This is a genomic window from Shewanella frigidimarina NCIMB 400 (assembly GCF_000014705.1).
GTDB lineage: Bacteria > Pseudomonadota > Gammaproteobacteria > Enterobacterales > Shewanellaceae > Shewanella > Shewanella frigidimarina.
Window position 1 is genome coordinate 51,279 of the sequence record NC_008345.1, and the last position, 16,087, is coordinate 67,365.

At 42.3% G+C, this 16,087-nt stretch carries 14 protein-coding genes; 8 read left to right on the top strand and 6 right to left on the bottom strand.

Annotated elements, in window-relative coordinates:
* Nucleotides 1–58: 58 nt before the first annotated feature.
* Nucleotides 59–1,867 carry a DUF885 domain-containing protein gene (locus SFRI_RS00215; RefSeq protein WP_011635532.1) on the bottom strand — a complete coding sequence of 603 codons (1,809 nt, stop codon included), beginning with the start codon at nt 1,865–1,867 and terminating at the stop codon, nt 59–61.
* Between the two features lie 216 nt (nt 1,868–2,083).
* Here SFRI_RS00215 and add point away from each other — a divergent pair, with 216 nt between their 5' ends.
* Nucleotides 2,084–3,082 (top strand): adenosine deaminase, encoded by a 999-nt coding sequence (gene add / locus SFRI_RS00220; protein WP_011635533.1) that lies wholly within the window; start codon nt 2,084–2,086, stop codon nt 3,080–3,082.
* A 73-nt stretch (nt 3,083–3,155) separates the two neighbouring features.
* On the opposite strand, the gene hemN is transcribed toward add, so the two are convergent.
* From hemN to SFRI_RS00235, 3 genes are all read right to left on the bottom strand, one after another.
* On the bottom strand, nt 3,156–4,532 hold the full coding sequence (gene hemN, locus SFRI_RS00225; protein WP_081430110.1) for an oxygen-independent coproporphyrinogen III oxidase: 1,377 nt from the start codon (nt 4,530–4,532) through the stop codon (nt 3,156–3,158).
* 196 nt (nt 4,533–4,728) lie between these two features.
* Nucleotides 4,729–5,478: an NRDE family protein gene (locus SFRI_RS00230; RefSeq protein WP_011635535.1), complete on the bottom strand. Its 750-nt coding sequence runs from the start codon at nt 5,476–5,478 to the stop codon at nt 4,729–4,731.
* A 55-nt stretch (nt 5,479–5,533) separates the two neighbouring features.
* Nucleotides 5,534–7,120 (bottom strand): ZIP family metal transporter, encoded by a 1,587-nt coding sequence (locus SFRI_RS00235; protein WP_049763499.1) that lies wholly within the window; start codon nt 7,118–7,120, stop codon nt 5,534–5,536.
* A 317-nt stretch (nt 7,121–7,437) separates the two neighbouring features.
* Here SFRI_RS00235 and SFRI_RS00240 point away from each other — a divergent pair, with 317 nt between their 5' ends.
* From SFRI_RS00240 to SFRI_RS00250, 3 genes are all read left to right on the top strand, one after another.
* Complete coding sequence (locus SFRI_RS00240; protein ID WP_041412685.1) at nt 7,438–8,034, top strand: YhgN family NAAT transporter; 597 nt, start codon at nt 7,438–7,440, stop codon at nt 8,032–8,034.
* A 207-nt stretch (nt 8,035–8,241) separates the two neighbouring features.
* On the top strand, nt 8,242–8,559 hold the full coding sequence (locus SFRI_RS00245; protein ID WP_011635538.1) for a hypothetical protein: 318 nt from the start codon (nt 8,242–8,244) through the stop codon (nt 8,557–8,559).
* Nucleotides 8,559–11,396 (top strand): immune inhibitor A domain-containing protein, encoded by a 2,838-nt coding sequence (locus SFRI_RS00250; protein ID WP_011635539.1) that lies wholly within the window; start codon nt 8,559–8,561, stop codon nt 11,394–11,396. The genes SFRI_RS00245 and SFRI_RS00250 overlap by 1 nt, the downstream gene beginning before the upstream one ends.
* Nucleotides 11,397–11,486: 90 nt before the next feature.
* On the opposite strand, the gene SFRI_RS00255 is transcribed toward SFRI_RS00250, so the two are convergent.
* Nucleotides 11,487–12,101 carry a chorismate--pyruvate lyase family protein gene (locus SFRI_RS00255; protein WP_011635540.1) on the bottom strand — a complete coding sequence of 205 codons (615 nt, stop codon included), beginning with the start codon at nt 12,099–12,101 and terminating at the stop codon, nt 11,487–11,489.
* 126 nt (nt 12,102–12,227) lie between these two features.
* Here SFRI_RS00255 and SFRI_RS00260 point away from each other — a divergent pair, with 126 nt between their 5' ends.
* Nucleotides 12,228–12,629, top strand: a complete 402-nt coding sequence (locus SFRI_RS00260) for a flagellar basal body-associated protein FliL (RefSeq protein ID WP_011635541.1) — start codon at nt 12,228–12,230, stop codon at nt 12,627–12,629.
* Entirely contained in the window at nt 12,629–13,711 is a 1,083-nt protein-coding gene (gene rlmF / locus SFRI_RS00265) for a 23S rRNA (adenine(1618)-N(6))-methyltransferase RlmF (RefSeq protein WP_011635542.1), read from the top strand. Before SFRI_RS00260 ends, rlmF begins: the two co-directional genes overlap by 1 nt.
* Here the strand turns inward: rlmF and SFRI_RS00270 are convergent.
* Entirely contained in the window at nt 13,708–14,562 is an 855-nt protein-coding gene (locus SFRI_RS00270) for a formate dehydrogenase accessory sulfurtransferase FdhD (protein WP_011635543.1), read from the bottom strand. The two genes, rlmF and SFRI_RS00270, sit on opposite strands and share 4 nt — an antisense overlap.
* A gap of 346 nt (nt 14,563–14,908) precedes the next feature.
* Here SFRI_RS00270 and SFRI_RS00275 point away from each other — a divergent pair, with 346 nt between their 5' ends.
* Together SFRI_RS00275 and SFRI_RS00280 are read left to right on the top strand one after the other, a co-directional pair.
* Nucleotides 14,909–15,376, top strand: a complete 468-nt coding sequence (locus tag SFRI_RS00275; RefSeq protein WP_011635544.1) for a DUF3305 domain-containing protein — start codon at nt 14,909–14,911, stop codon at nt 15,374–15,376.
* On the top strand, nt 15,373–16,029 hold the full coding sequence (locus SFRI_RS00280; RefSeq protein WP_011635545.1) for a DUF3306 domain-containing protein: 657 nt from the start codon (nt 15,373–15,375) through the stop codon (nt 16,027–16,029). The genes SFRI_RS00275 and SFRI_RS00280 overlap by 4 nt, the downstream gene beginning before the upstream one ends.
* Nucleotides 16,030–16,087: the final 58 nt, after the last annotated feature.

Sequence of the window (16,087 nt, forward strand, 5' to 3'; positions counted from 1 at the left end):
ATTAAGCCAGCTTGTTTATATCTAAAGTATGGTGAATTTGACGTATTTATCTATCTGATTATCCGGTACTTGCTTGTTTTATTGTCGCCTTTTGGCGAGCTATAAACTCATCGACCATTTGTTCTAGCACCGACATTGGAATAGAACCATTTTCTAAAATGGCATCATGAAACTTCCGAATATCAAAGTCTTTCCCTAATGATTTTTCAGCCTTAGCGCGTAACCGTTTTATGGTTAATTCACCAATTTTGTACGATAACGCTTGGCCTGGCCAAGAAATATAGCGATCTATTTCAGTAGTAACGTTGTGCATTGAAAGTGCTGTGTTACTTGCCATAAAATCTATCGCTTGTTGGCGGCTCCAACCTTTTGCATGCATGCCCGTATCGACGACTAAACGAGCCGCACGCCACATTTCGTAGGTTAAGCGGCCAAAGTTACTGTATGGATCTTGATAAAAGCCGGCTTCTAAGCCTAAATATTCTGAGTATAAGCCCCAGCCTTCACCAAATGCAGAGATATAACTGTAGCGTCTAAAATTGGGTAAGTCAGTGAGTTCTTTATTGAGTGATATCTGTAAATGGTGCCCTGGCACTGCTTCATGTAGGGTTAAGGCTTCAAGCTCGTATAGCGGTCGCTTATCTAAGGCGTAGGTGTTAACCCAATAATAGCCAGGCTCGTCGTCACGGTTTGAACCCGAGTAGCGCCCTGTAGTGTATTTAGGCGCAATTTCAGCAGGTACCGGTGCAATACCATAAGGTGTGCGCGGTAATTTGCCGAAATACTTAGGCAACATGGCATCTGCTTTTTTGGCAATAAATGCTGCTTCTTTAAGTAACTCATCAGCGGTTTTAGGGTAAAACTTTGGATCCGTGCGTAAAAACATTAAAAAATCAGCAAAACTGCCTTTAAAGCCAACATCTTTAATCACCTGTTCCATTTCTGATCTTATACGAGCAACTTCTTGCAATCCAAGTTGATGGACTTGTTCAGCTGTCATTGGCAGCGTGGTGTAATACTCAACTCTGTTTTGATAAAACGCCGCGCCATCTGGTAAAGCCGAAGCCGCGATGTCTATTCTTGCGTTGGGAATATATTCCTCAGTCATGAAATTATAAAACTGTTGGTACAGAGGAAGCACGATTTGTTCTACGGTTGTTCTGCCTTGTTGGGTCAGCGTATTTTTTTCTGTTGCGCTAAAATGATCAGGATAATGGGTAAACGGAGTAAAGTAGCCGCTGCTCTCAACTGGAACAATAAATGCGCTAATACTGTCTTCGAATCCATTAAGGGTGATTTTTGCCGGAGTAATACCGCTGGCTAAACCTTGTTTGAGCCAATATGTTTGTTGCGCGAAATAACGTGGTAATTGCTTAAGTTTAGCTAAATAGTGCTGATAATCTTCAATACTATTGAAGCGAGCTTTAGCAATAGACGCAATATAAGCATGAAAACCACTTTCAGCTGTTATGGGTAAATAGTGGTCATGAAATCGATACATGTCGACTTCGTTTTGTAGCTGGTCTTGTAAAATCTTAGCATTGATGACATCTGATTTGGATAAGTTTTTCCGGTCAAGCTGCTTAAGTGTATGGAGAATTTGGAGCGTCTGTTGGTTCTTTTCTGCTAATGTTTCTGCAGATAAATCATCAAGCTTTGCGGCTACTGATGCATCTCCTAAACTGGCGGCTAACTCCGGTGAGAAAGCTAAATTAACCGCCCAACTCTGGTCTATAATCGCTTGTAGATCGTTATCTATCTGCGTTTGTTGGTGAGTGACTTGAGGCGCAATCTGTGTCGTGGTTGAATGACTATTACAACCCAATAAACTTAACATTATCAGTGCCGGTAGGATCCGCAAGCGCATCAATAGTCCTTTATGGTTTAATCTGTTTGTTAGCTTTAGAGTATGCCCGATTTAAGTATAAAAAACACATTCCAAATTAGTGTTTGCTTTTTAGTGTGGTAGATTCCAGAAAAAAACATTGGCCATCAGAATTTGTATGAATACATGTTAAACTGAACATCATTCTCTGACCGACAAAACCAAACTAATGGCAGGGTAAGTTTATAGGGGTTAATTATGATAGATAAAACCATTCCGCTGGTTGATTTGCATCGACATTTAGACGGTAATGTTAATGTAAAAACCATTTGGGAATTAGGCCACCAACACGGTATTCAGTTACCCGCTAATTCGCTAGAAGAACTTGCGCCATTTGTGCAAATCCAAGGGAAAGAGAACAACCTAGTCGATTTTTTGAAGAAACTAGATTGGATGGTCGCTGTATTAGCTGATCTAGATGCTGTAAAGCGTGTTGCTTATGAAAATGTTATCGATGCAGCATCGCAAGGGTTAGATTACGCTGAATTGCGTTTCAGCCCTTATTACATGGCGATGAATCATAATTTGCCCATTGAAGGTGTCGTTGAAGCTGTTATTGATGGTGTTCGTGCTGGTGTAAAAGAGCATGATATTAGCGTTAACCTTATTGGTATTATGTCGCGTTCTTTTGGACAAGAGAAATGCCGCTTAGAACTTGAAGGCATACTTGCTCATCGTGATAGCATTGTGGCGATGGATTTAGCCGGAGACGAACTCGGTTTTCCTGGCGACTTATTTACAGAGCACTTTAAGCGTGTTCGAGATGCAGGGTTACAAGTTACCGCTCATGCTGGTGAAGCTGCGGGTGCTGAAAGTATGTGGCAAGCAATCAACATACTAGGTGCTACCCGTATTGGGCATGGTGTGAATGCGATTCATGATCCGAAGTTGATGGAGTATTTGGCCAAGCACCGTATTGGAATTGAATCATGTCCAACCAGCAACTTACATACGTCAACCGTTAAAGATTATGATGTTCATCCACTGCGTAAATTTATGGATGCCGGTGTATTGATTGGCCTTAATACCGATGACCCAGGTGTGAGTGCAATTGATATCGCTCATGAATATCGTGTGGTTAAATCTGAAATGGGTTTCAGTGATAGTCAACTGGCGACATTGCAACGTAATGGCGTGGAAATGGCCTTTATGTCTGACAGTGACCGCAAAGCGTTATACGCTAAAAAAGCGAAGTAAATAGCGAATGTAAGTAAAAAAATAGCCAGCAAATGCTGGCTATTTTTGTATTCTACTTTACATAAATAGTGAGTTAAATAACTCTTGAAAACTGCTGCTGACGGGCTTTCTGACGATAATATACATCAAAACACATGCAGATATTACGAATAAGTAGACGACCGGTCTGGCTTACTGTTAACTTTCGATCAGTGATATCAACCAATTTATCATTTATGAATGTTTGCAATAGTTTAAGATCTTCAGCAAAATATTCATCAAAGTTAATGGCAAACTTTTGTTCAATTTTGTCCATGTCTAAATCAAAATGACAGATAATCTGTTTAATGACCGCGCGACGAATTTCATCATCGTGATTTAAGCTACAGCCTTTCCATAATGCATGACCATTAGCATCAATAGATTCGTAGTATGGACGAATATCTTTTTGATTTTGGGCATAGCAGTCGCCAATTTGGCTGATAGATGATACCCCTAACCCAAGCAAGTCACATTCTTCTTGGGTGGTGTACCCTTGGAAGTTACGATGTAATTTGCCGGCATTTTGTAACTTTGCCAACTCATCATTGGGTTTGGCAAAATGGTCCATACCAATAAATTGATAACCCGCATCTGTTAACGATTCTATCGTTTGGCGAAGCATATCTAATTTCTGTTGTGGAGCAGGCATATCATGTTCTTTAATTTTACGTTGTGCAGCAAAACGCGATGGTAAATGTGCATAGTTAAAGACAGATAGACGATCAGGCGATAGCTCAATAATGCGCGCAATAGTTTTCGCAAACGTTTCTGGCGTTTGCAGCGGTAAACCGTAAATTAAATCAACGTTCGTTGATACAAAACCGAGTTCTTTAGCTCTGGCAATTAAGTCGAAAATAAATTGTTCGTCTTGCTCACGGTTAACGGCAATTTGTACTTCTTTATTAAAGTCTTGAACACCAATAGATACCCGGTTAAACCCAGCTTCTTTTAAGGTGTCTAACATGCTGAGCTCTATCTCACGCGGGTCAACTTCAATTGAGTATTCACCCACATCAGCAAAATTAAAGTGTTGTTTAATTAATGCGGTCAGTTTAAGAATTTGTTCAGGGCTTAAAAATGTCGGTGTACCGCCACCCCAATGCATTTGGGTTACGGTATAATTTTTGAATAATGGGGCGCGTTTAATAATCTCAGTGGCCAGATATTCAATGTATTGATCTGCTTTGTGAGAGTGGCGAGTAATAATTTTATTACAACCACAGTAGTAGCAAAGCTTGGCGCAAAAAGGAATATGCACATATAGCGACAGTTTATCTGACTTACTGTTTTTAATAGATGTCAGTAAGTTTTGCTCAGTAAAGGCATCGTCAAACTCTAGTGCGGTCGGGTAAGAAGTATAACGGGGACCGCTGTAATTGTACTTTTCGATCATCGACTGATCCCAACTAATCTGAGTGGGCTGCTTCAAGGCGTGTCCTCCGGGAGTAAATTAGCAACAGGCGAAGTATGCAATGTTCGTGATCAAATAACCTTGATCTAGGTTGTAAAAATGAATGTTGCCTATGGTGATTAGTGAGGTTTAGCGATAGCTGATATGAAATAATGACTAGACTGTGCAGCAGGTCACAGTTTGTGTTTGGCGATTATTTAGATAAGGCTGGCTTCTAGCCAAGGTTAAAACGTTGAGAGCCTAAATTGCGTGCCTTACCATCGTATCTCACTTCAGTAAGTTGTACTTTACCGCTGCGGTGTTTCAACACAACACTCGTTGAACGAGTGCCGTATTCTTCATGTTCGATAAAAATAGATGATAGACGTCGCTCCCACTCAAGACTGATGCCTGTTTGGGGTAAATCTTGATCTTTGGGTTGAGAAGTATCGCGCATGATATTGAGTAATTGGTCTATGCAAGGTGATTGCATTTGTTTGATATAGCTTTGTAGCTGTTGCTGACCTTTAGCCATTTTAGGCCATATATCATCCAGCGCACCGTTACTCACAGCATGAAAACCAGGCTTAAGCAAAGTAGTCGTTAAGGTTTTACTGTTAAAGCAATGGAGTTGATTGTGCTGTTCGAAGACTAAATTAAACGGATTGTAGTTAATCGAGTGTTCAGTTAGCCATTGGCTATTGATGTGTTGTTTGGTTAGCGCGTCAACGACTAACTCTCCACGACTGCGTACGCCATCTTGCTGTTCGATTGCTCGAATATTAGTTAGCCCAGCAAATTGACCCTGTTCATTAATTCCTAACCAAGTACCACCGGCTTGTTTATCTTGCCCAGCGATAATGATTGGTGTTGTTGCCCAACGGTAGGCAGGTTCGGTTGCTCTGTGATGAAATTCATCGCGATTAGCACAGACAATTAAGGGGTAATCCGGATGCGCCTCAACGGCAATAAATAAAATACACATGGCAGCCCCTTAAAAATATCGACACCGCCATCATAACCTAATAAATCGATTATGATTAATGATGATGCTTATGTGGCGCAGCTGACTCGTGATGATGTGCAGCTTTGGTGTCTGAATGATGGCCGTGGTCATGGCTATGTGGTGCTGATTTTAAGTTGATCATCAAACGGCTTAAAAACTTTCGAGGTCCAAGTCGCAATAAGCTGGCGCCAAACAATAAAACGATTGCTACTAGACCAAGTATATTGACCGATTCAGGTAACTGTAATGTTAATGATGAGCTCAGAGTGAGTTGATCTGCCACCATTAATCCTACCAGTAAAATCCCGCCTAACATGAGTCCTTGTTTCCAATTCATTAACTTCAACTGGCCGATGCTGAGTACCGGCGCTGCGAGTAAAGTAAATGCCACAGCAATTTGGCTCCAACCACTGTAAGCCAAGGCAAGTGCCAAAATTACCGTGCCTAAATTACAAAAACGCATCGGCAAAAAGACTAATAGTAAAATAAATACCTGTAATGCGGGGTTCTCAAGCGGAACAGATGGATGACCTATCAAGTTTGCTAATACTAAGCTAAGGATAATCCAGGGGGCACTTCGGTCGACTAATTGGCTAAAGCCAAAGCGCCAAGGTGACTCTGATAGTGTTGGGTGCGGATCTGTTATATCAACTTTTGTCAGTGTCATTAGTGCCCCAATAGCTAATAGCCCCAATATTTGGTAAAGCGCAAACCAAGGGCCCAATAGTAATAAGGTAATTAACAATGCTTCAGGTCCGGCTAAACGCTGTAACCAACGTAATCCTAGGGAAGGATGAGATGGTCGTAATCCTGATGCAAACCTCGCTGTGGCGATAAAGTAACTGCCTAATAGGATCGGAGAAATAGTCAGTAACCAACTAACGAATTGCTCTGAACCATGGTCTTTATGAGCGTGTTCATGGCCGCCAGTATCCATCAGCAGTAGCAGGGCTAATAACCCTAAACCTAATAGGCTGCCAATGCCTGCTTGGTATTGATATTGACCTTGCTTGTCTTCTTGTTGGTGGCCATGTGGTTGATGTAATACAACGTGCAAAATGGAACCGGTAACAAAGGCTTGCAAGTAAACCGTGTTTTCAAGACTTAATTGAGTTAACAAATGTTCGCCAGCAAAGTAGCCGACGCTGGTTAATACCATCATTGCAGCTAAAACGGCGCTAGCCCATCGAGTGCCGACTTGAGGTTTGAGTAACCACCAAATGGCGACACCAACAGGTAGGCGGTGCATGATCACGCCTAAGGCTAGAAGTGTCGAATTGCCTTCTTGTTGTGCCAATACCATCGCTCCACCGTCCGTAATGGTGTGCAGTAATAGTCCGCCAATGCCGAGAGTGAGGGTGATGTTGTGGGTGATTTCTGAATATCGATGAAACAGTTTTTCACTGGCTGTCGGGCCCCAAACGCCAAGCATGACAAACAATAGCGTGATAAACCCACCATGCTCCAACAGTTCTGGCAAAATATGAATGAGCACCAATCCGCCAAGGGAGACGAATATAAATCCATCTAGGCCTTTTTGTAATCCGCTACCTGATGAAAAGAAGCGATAAAAAAGTGGCCCAAACAGCAGTGCAATACAGCTAGCGATTAGATAGAGCATGTTATCCAGAAATAAATCGAAAAAAACAACGCAGTATACCATTTTAAACCAGTATTGTAGCGTGTGAATATCTCAAGCTGAAAAATTTACTTATAACTTATAGAGAATGCAGATCTAGTCATTGACGTTAAAGCCAAAAAACTTTCTCAGGTCATCACTTTGGCAAGCGTATGTGGCTATTTGTGATGAGGCATTGTTCACTATTATTAACAACTAACGCCTTGTAATAATCAATAAACTGGCTGTTTTCATCGCTTATGTTACTGCGTTGGGTATACAATGTAGCCCATATTTTGTTAATTAAAAGATTGTTGTCCATGGATATTTTTTCTGCAGCCGTCATGTTGTTCTTGATTATGGATCCGCTGGGTAATTTACCTATATTCGCTTCCATATTGCGGCATATTGATCCCAAAAAGCGCCGTAAAGTCTTAATCCGCGAACTGCTATTTGCGTTGGTTATCATGTTGTCGTTTTTGTATGCTGGTGAAGCTATTCTTAATTTTCTGAACTTACGTTCTGAATCCGTTAGCATTGCGGGCGGCATTATCTTATTCTTAATCGCGATTAAAATGATCTTCCCTTCGCCGGGTGGCGTGGCTGGATTAGCTGCTGGTGAAGAGCCTTTTATTGTTCCGATGGCTATTCCGCTAATGGCTGGTCCATCTATTTTAGCGGCCTTGATACTGTTGGCGCACACAGATAGCAGCCGCATGACAGATTGGACTATTGCGTTGGTCTCAGCATGGGGCATGAGTGCCGTTATTTTAATGTTCTATAAGTTGTTTACTCGTATCCTTGGTGAGAAAGGCTTAATAGCGGTAGAGCGACTAATGGGGATGGTATTGGTGATGATATCAGTACAAATGTTACTGGATGGAATATCAAATTATATCAACTCCACGGTAAATTAAGCTAAATTGTTATAGATAAACATTGTGCCAAGTAACTGCAGCAAGCCGACTCAACAGAGTCGGCTTGCTGCTTTTGGGCGCTGGGTTAATAGCCATTTGTATTAATTTTTAATCGAATAGATTTATTTACATTAAAGAATGTCTAATTTAATTGTAACCCTGTGGTTGCAACTGTTAATGTCATGTAATTATTGTTTGGGGTGAATTATGAAATATATTATCGTCATGTTGGGGCTTGTTTTTATGACCTTGCAAGGGTGTCAAAATCAGTCAGCAGCATCAAAGGTAGACGAACAAGCAGCCACTGTAGTGGTAACCAAACCATTAATTAAAGATTGTGGTCCAAGTGCGATGCCACCTTTACGTGATCGCACCAAATTAACTGAAAATTTGCGCAAGAAAGGGCTCATCACCGCTGACATGGATCAAGTACAAATAGATAAAATTGTTGCTGATTATATAACTAAACGCCAAAAAGCATTTGAAAAATGCCATAAACCAACACCAAATACAGGTAAGTCGTAATGAGTAAGTTGACTAAATATCAAGGGTTAGCCGTTTTATCCTTATTGCTTGCATGTAGCGGTATGGCTGCTGTTGCTGCTCCACAAACAGGCACTCCTGCTGATGCGGGGCTAATTAATGAACAACAAGTGTTGTATTGGTTAATTAAACGTGGCGAAGTGAGTGTTGATGCCAGCGAAGCTGAAAAACAAGCTGCAGTAGATGCTTTTGTAAGCCGTGGCCGAAATACCACTTTTAAACCTGCTGCCATAGAAGTGAAAGCGGAACAATTACGCATTAAACGCTCAGCGCAAAAAAATACTAAAAATGTTCAATATGCCGCAGCAAATAACAAAGTCTTAGCCGATCAAGATATTACTAAAACGGTAAAGGTGTTAGCTGTATTGGTAGACTTTCCTGATTTACCTCATGATGCTAACCAGCTTAACGTAGGTGATACGGACATGTATTACAGCAGCTACCCAACATCACATTATCAGCAACTGCTATTTTCAGAGACTGGTTTTACAGGCCCAAGTAATCAAACGCTACAATCGGCACATCAGTATTTTCAGGCGGTGTCCGGCAATAGTTTTTATTTTACCGGTCAAGTACAAGACTGGGTCACCGCAGACAATAATGCCGCTTATTATGGTGGCAACGACTCCGATGACAACGATAAAGCCGTCCCAGAGCTAGTAAAAGAAGCTGTCACCAAAGCAGTAAGCGGAATGAGTGATACTGAACTTGAAAGCTATGATATTGAAGACCCTTTCGATATCGATGGCGACGGTAATTATGATGAAGCTGACGGTATTATCGATCACGTGATGCTGTTTCATTCAAGCATCGGTGAAGAAGCTGGTGGTGGAGTATTGGGTGAGGATGCAATTTGGTCGCATCGTTTTTATGTCGATTCAAATACCAATGGTTATGTTATTCCTGGCCGGGCCCTTAAGATATTCGGTTACACCGTGCAGCCAATCGATGCTGCGGCAGGAGTATGCACCCACGAGTTTGGTCATGATTTAGGCTTACCCGATGAGTACGACACTACTAATAGTGGTGATGGTTCACCTGTAGGTTCTTGGTCATTGATGTCTGGCGGTAGCTGGACCGGTAGTATTGCTGGTGCTCAACCAAGTGGGTTTAGCCCATATGCAAAATCTTTCTTACAGCAAAAATACAAAGGTAAGTGGGTTAATGAGCAGCATATATCTCTTGCCGATTTAACCAGTAGCGGTACCGCTGTGCAACTTAACCATGCCGTCAATACAGATGCCGTAAACCAGCTATCTATAGCGCTACCAGCTGAGGCTGTTGCTTTTAAAGCACCATTAACGGGTCAATATCAGTATTATTCAGGTCAGGGTAATATGATCAATAATGCCATGTCTTTTGATGTGACCTTACCATTAGATACGCCATTAGCATTATCATTTCAAGCCCATTGGGATATAGAAGACGATTATGATTATGTGCAGGTGTTGGTTGATAGCGTTGCAATAGAAGGTAGCTACACAAATAGTACAAATTCAATTTACCCTACGGTAAAACACTCTATTAGCGGTAAATCGAGCGACATTAGTACCGCGTATGGAAGCGATTCTTGGGTGGATTTTAATTTTGATTTGAGTGCATATGCCGGTCGTGATGTGCAAATCAGTGTGGTCTATAAAACCGATGAAGCAGTTGGTGATTATGGTATGGCGATTGATGATATTCAATTAACTAACCAAGGCACGGTATTTTATATCGATGGAGCTGAATCAAGCGGCGTTGCAACGCTATCTGGTTTTAGCCGTATTGAAGATAGTCTTGCTGGTAAAGCGAGACGTTACATTGTGCAATTACGCAGCCACCAAGGTGTAGATGCTGGGCTGGTTTATGACAAATACGAATCCGGTGTGCTGTTATGGTTAGAAAACTTTAATCAAACCGATAACAATGTCTCTGATCATCCAGGGGAAGGGTTAATTGGCGTGGTTGATGCAGACCAAAATTTGATTGGCAGTCAATCTACTGATGTGCAAATTCGCGATGCAGCATTTAGCTTATTTGCCCAAAGTACATACAGTGGTGATAACCACTTAGCTGCCGAGCCACTATTTGATGACAACCGTGATTACAGCGCGCCGCTAAAACCACAGGCCGGGCTGATATTGCCTGAGTTAGGCCTAACCATGCAAGTCACAGAGCAAGCAACAGACAGCAGTACTGCAACTGTTGAATTTGCTTTGTCTGACAGCAGCGTGCTACCACCGGTTACACTTGTCGCCGACATTAATGCACAAGCAACCGGTGCAGATGTTAGTTTTAATGTGGTCGTGAGTGGCGGCGCTGATTACACTTATACATGGTCGTTTGGCGTGAATAATGCCACCAGTACCGATACTGCCCCTAGCTATACTTATTCCACATCGGGTGATTATAACGTCAGTGTTATTGTTACCGATGGCGCGGGTAATACCGTGACAGCAACCGAAGTAGTCCGAGTGGTTATTCTGCCAATAGCAGCTTTTACTTTATTACCGACTAACTTAACTGTGGCTCTGACAAACACCTCCAGCCAAGGTTTTGGTAATTTGACTTATCAATGGGACTTTGGCGATAGCAGTACTAGTACGGCGCAAAGTCCAAGTCATACCTATACAGCCGCTGGCACTTATACCATTACCTTAAAGACCACCGATTCTCAGGGTAATGAGTCGACAGCAAATCAAGCAATCACTGTATCGACGCCAATAGTGGCTGTGACTACACCAACCACAACAGACAGTGGTAGTAGCGGCGGTAGTTTGGGATGGTTAAGTGTATTGATGCTAGGCCTATTAGGTTATCACCGCAAACGGGTTTAGTGTTACGTACCTAAATAACAGAAACGCCCGTAAGGGCGTTTTTTGTTTTGATTACGGAGTCAAATTTTCGAGACCGGATTTGCATTAATATTAAATGCTTTGGTTGATGTACTCGACCGCAGCAGGCAGAAATATTTCGCTGACAATTAGCTGTGAACCGTGCAAGTTAAAGTAACGTCTACGTCCCCATAAACTACTATTAACCTGTTGATTTAAGCTGGTGGCTAGGGCAGCTAAACGGCCACAGGTTTCAAACTGAGCGACTTCAATATTGCCGGGAGTAATGTCTGGGCTACTAAACAGTAATTCACCTAAAGGCCGAGTGCCAAGGCGAGTAAAATCATTCTGTTGCTCACGAATCTGTTTATCATCAGCATTTTGATAGTTAGGGGTTTGAGAGCCTAAAATCGTTTGTGGGATCAGTGTGCGGGCAAATACCCACGGGGTACCGTCAAGACACAATAATACTTCGCGGATCCAAACGGGGTTAGTTTGAGCAGGAAATTCATCCGCCAGAGGCTCAAGTAAATGCTCGCCTAACACTTTTACTTCAAAGTGTTTGCAGTGTGTCTTGAGGCGTTGGGTCAAACTTCCGGTTGCTAATAGCCACTCTTTAAGTTGGCTATGAGGCAATGAATCGATCTTTTGTGGCGAAAACCAATGAATTGATTCACCATAAGGAAAGCTAATACTGGTCACGTTCATCTAAAACTCGTTACAATATATCTCAACGGCAGTAGTCTATCATGTCAAAGATGAGCAAACACTCTTAGGGAGTGGGCACGATGGCTTATTTAATTAACGTTCCACATTAAAAGGGTGTCTCTCACTATGAAGAAATTGGTTTCAACGTTAGTTATGCTGTGTTGTTTCGCATTTAATGTCCATGCTGCAGATGAACCAGCGGTCGAAGATTATGCTTATTACGGTTTTGAGCCTGATATTGTAACTAACTATATTTCTAACCGTAAAAAGTTAGGCTTTGTTAAAATCAGTGTCGAATTGATGGTAAAAGATCCGAACGATTTAATGAGCTTAGAACATCACGATCCTTTGTTACGCTCGGCCATTGTTGAAATTTTGGGTAATCAGTCAGAAGAAAAGGTTAAATCCTTATCAGGGCGTGAAGAGATCCGCCGCGAATGCTATGAGACGGTCAACCGCCTTATGGAGCAAGAAGTCGGTCGCTCTATTGTGGTGAACTTATTATTTACTAAATATTTATACGATTAATGACTCGCTCAACAACGCCTCCGATGCGAGCCAAGCATAGTAGTGCTAAGCGCTCACCAAGCCGATCAGCGGCCAAGGTTAATCCTGTTTCAGTAAAGCCCAATAAGCCTCTGTTATCGAAAGCATTACATCCGCGTAATGCCCATCTACAGGGTTATGACTTTGCTACATTGATTATTGCTATGCCAGCGCTAGCCGCTTTTGTGCGTCCAAATCCTTATGGTAATCCTTCTATTGATTTTGCTGACCCTAAAGCAGTAAAAAGCCTTAATGCAGCATTATTGCTGAGCGAATATCACATTAATGGTTGGGATATTCCTGAAGGATATTTATGCCCGCCAGTACCAGGACGAGTAGATTATTTGCATTACATTGCTGATTTATTAGCGGTTAAAGGCAAAGTAGTCAAAGGGGCAAGTATTCGAGGGTTAGATATCGGCACTGGTGCCAATGGCATTTATCCATTGCTGGGTATTCAAACCTACGGTTGGCAATTTGTGGCGTCGGATATTGATCCTGTTTCTATCGACAATGTTGCTAAAATTGCTCAGCAAAACGAGAAGATTACGGCTCATTTACAGTTAAGATTACAGCCGCAACCGGAGCATATATTTAAGAATATCATCGCTGCAGATGAACGGTTTGATGTCACCTTGTGTAATCCACCGTTTCATAGTTCACTCGCTGAAGCTTCCGAAGGTTCATTACGAAAAGTTAAAAATCTAGCCAAAAACCAGCAACAAAAACATGGTCAGCAATCGCGTAAGTTAGCGGTTAGTCAGGCTAAACCTACGCTTAATTTTGGCGGTCAAAAAGCCGAGTTATGGTGCCAGGGAGGCGAGCAACAATTTTTAGCCAACATGATCAAGCAAAGCCGCGACTATGCCAACCAAGTGCTATGGTTTACGTCACTCGTGTCAAAGTCAGACAATCTCAAACCTTGTTATCAATTACTTAAACAGCTTAATGCAGTGGAAGTAAAAACTATCGAGATGACACAAGGTAATAAAGCGACCCGTATTTTAGCGTGGAGTTTTTTAACCCCAGCAATACACCAACAATGGGCCACATTACGTCCTTAATCTTTAGTGGCATCAAACTCAATTGTTTCACTGCCGTGATATACCAAAAAATGTCGCCCTTTTGCACGAGCTATTAAGGTAATACCCATCTGCATGGCCAAATCTAGGCCCATTTGGGTAACGCCACTGCGTGACAACAATACAGGTATGCCCATTTTAGCGACTTTGATAACCATTTCTGACGTTAATCTACCTGTGGTGTAGAAAATCTTATCGTGTCCCGATTGCTGATCTAACCACATATCTCCCGCCAACGTATCAACGGCATTGTGGCGGCCAACATCTTCAACAAATGCTAAAATTTGTTCGTCTTGGCATATTCCGCAACCATGCACAGCGCCGGCATTTTTATAGGTTTCATTGTAAGCATTGATATTGCCGAGTAAGGCATAAATAGTCGATTGTTTGAGTGATGGAGTAGGTAAATCAATCTCATCTAAGCCTTGTAAAAATCCACCGTAAACAGTGCCTTGGCCACAACCTGACGTCACCGTTTTTTCAGACAATTTCTGCTCAATATCTTCAGAAACCTCTTGGGTAATCACCGCCGCAGAACTGACTTCCCAATCAACGATAACCGACTCTAATAGACTTAACTCGCTAATAAACCCCTGGTTTTTTAAGTAGCCAATAGTGAGTGACTCTGGTTTAGCCCCCAATGTCATTAAGGTTACGATAGGGCGCCAATTTAAATACACGGTTAATGGTCGTTCGCAGGCGACAAATTTATCGACGACCTGGCCTTGTTCGTTGATGGCTTTAACTGCAATGGTGAGCGGAACCTGAGTGTTGGTTTTAACAAATTTTATTGCATTGCGCTGCAAAGATGTGGCTGAAACAGATTGAGTCATAAGCGAGATAGCCTCTTAGTGGGTCATTCATAGATTGAAAGAATAGGCAGAGTTTGCCTGCTTCAACACTTGATGATCATAGCAATTATTATTCCCTAAACTGAAAACAACTTGTCTAAGCGTGATCTGGCGCAAATCTTCACAAATTCAATGTATTTGGCGCGTATTAATGTCCCACCTAAAATTGCACTGTGGACATATTGTCCTATTCTTAGGAGGGATTTCGGGATCTAGTTCAAAGTTAATTTTACTTTTTAGTTGGCACCATTTTTGCTCCTATTTAGATATAAACAAATCAATCAAGTGTATTTCAATACACATATTCATGTCAGAGGTAAGCATTACCATGCAACACACCGACACGATTTGGCCAATGTACGTTTCATTGAAAAAGGTTCAAACCCAAGTTGGGCGCTGGACATCTGTTCGCTGGGAGCTGGATCAAATGGTTCCAGCAACAGAGCCGCAACCAGACAATTCTGTTTTGGTGCCACTGGAATTGTACAAAGATCAACGTGGTAGTTATCGCATCAATCTCGATATGGATAATGCAACACTCTTCATTGTGTGCGACGAATTGATTGATGGCACATGGGTGCCTGCGATGATCTCTGCCGACCAACACGTGAGTGCCGGTTGCTTAGAGTCAGATACACCAGTGCTCAATATTCCAATGCCTAGCGCCGTTGCCTGTTGGATAGAGGCATTCATCACTCGTCACGGCGAAGTGGAAATCAGCGCTCATAGACGCAAGCATGTTAACCGCCGTAAAAATGAAGGGCCGAGCGCGAATCGCTCAGGAAATATGCAATGAGCGATAAAGCAGAAGGTCTTCTTAACCGTTGGGAAATTAGGCGTCAGCGGGTTGCTGAAGAGGCTCAGCAAGAAGAGTTATTGCAGCAGGCACAAGAAAAGCCCGATGACTACAACATACTTACGGCTGAATCACCTCAAGCCGTTAGCGAAATTGATGCGGATGAGGTGGCAGAGCCAGAAGCATTACCAGACCCAAACACGATTGAAGTTGGCGGCAGTTTTGCCCGCTTTATGGCCAAAAGTGTCGATCCAACCACTAAAGCTGCTGCGCTACGAGCATTATGGAAACAGCCGCAATATGGTCATATCGATGGGTTACTTGAATATGCGCTGGATTATACCAATCAACCGCTATTGTCAGCGGATGTATCCGCCGAGTTGGCCAGTAAAGTGTTTAGATATGTCATTGAAAAAGAAAAGCCTGAGCCAGAATTAGACGCGGACTTAGCGCCAACTGACATAGCCGATCAAGCTGAATTAGCATCAAACGAATTAGCCGAACAAACCGACTCGATAGCCGAAGAGGACTCAATCGATTTAGCCGATAATGATGCAACAACAACTGCGGCGTTATCGCAACCAGAACAACCGCTTTACCAGAATGATGATCTGCTAAAGCAAGCTGTCGCCAGTGATGAGGCGAAAGCGTAATAACGGTACCGTCACCAGATGAATGTGACACAAATAAAAGTCGTTAGTTACAGATTTA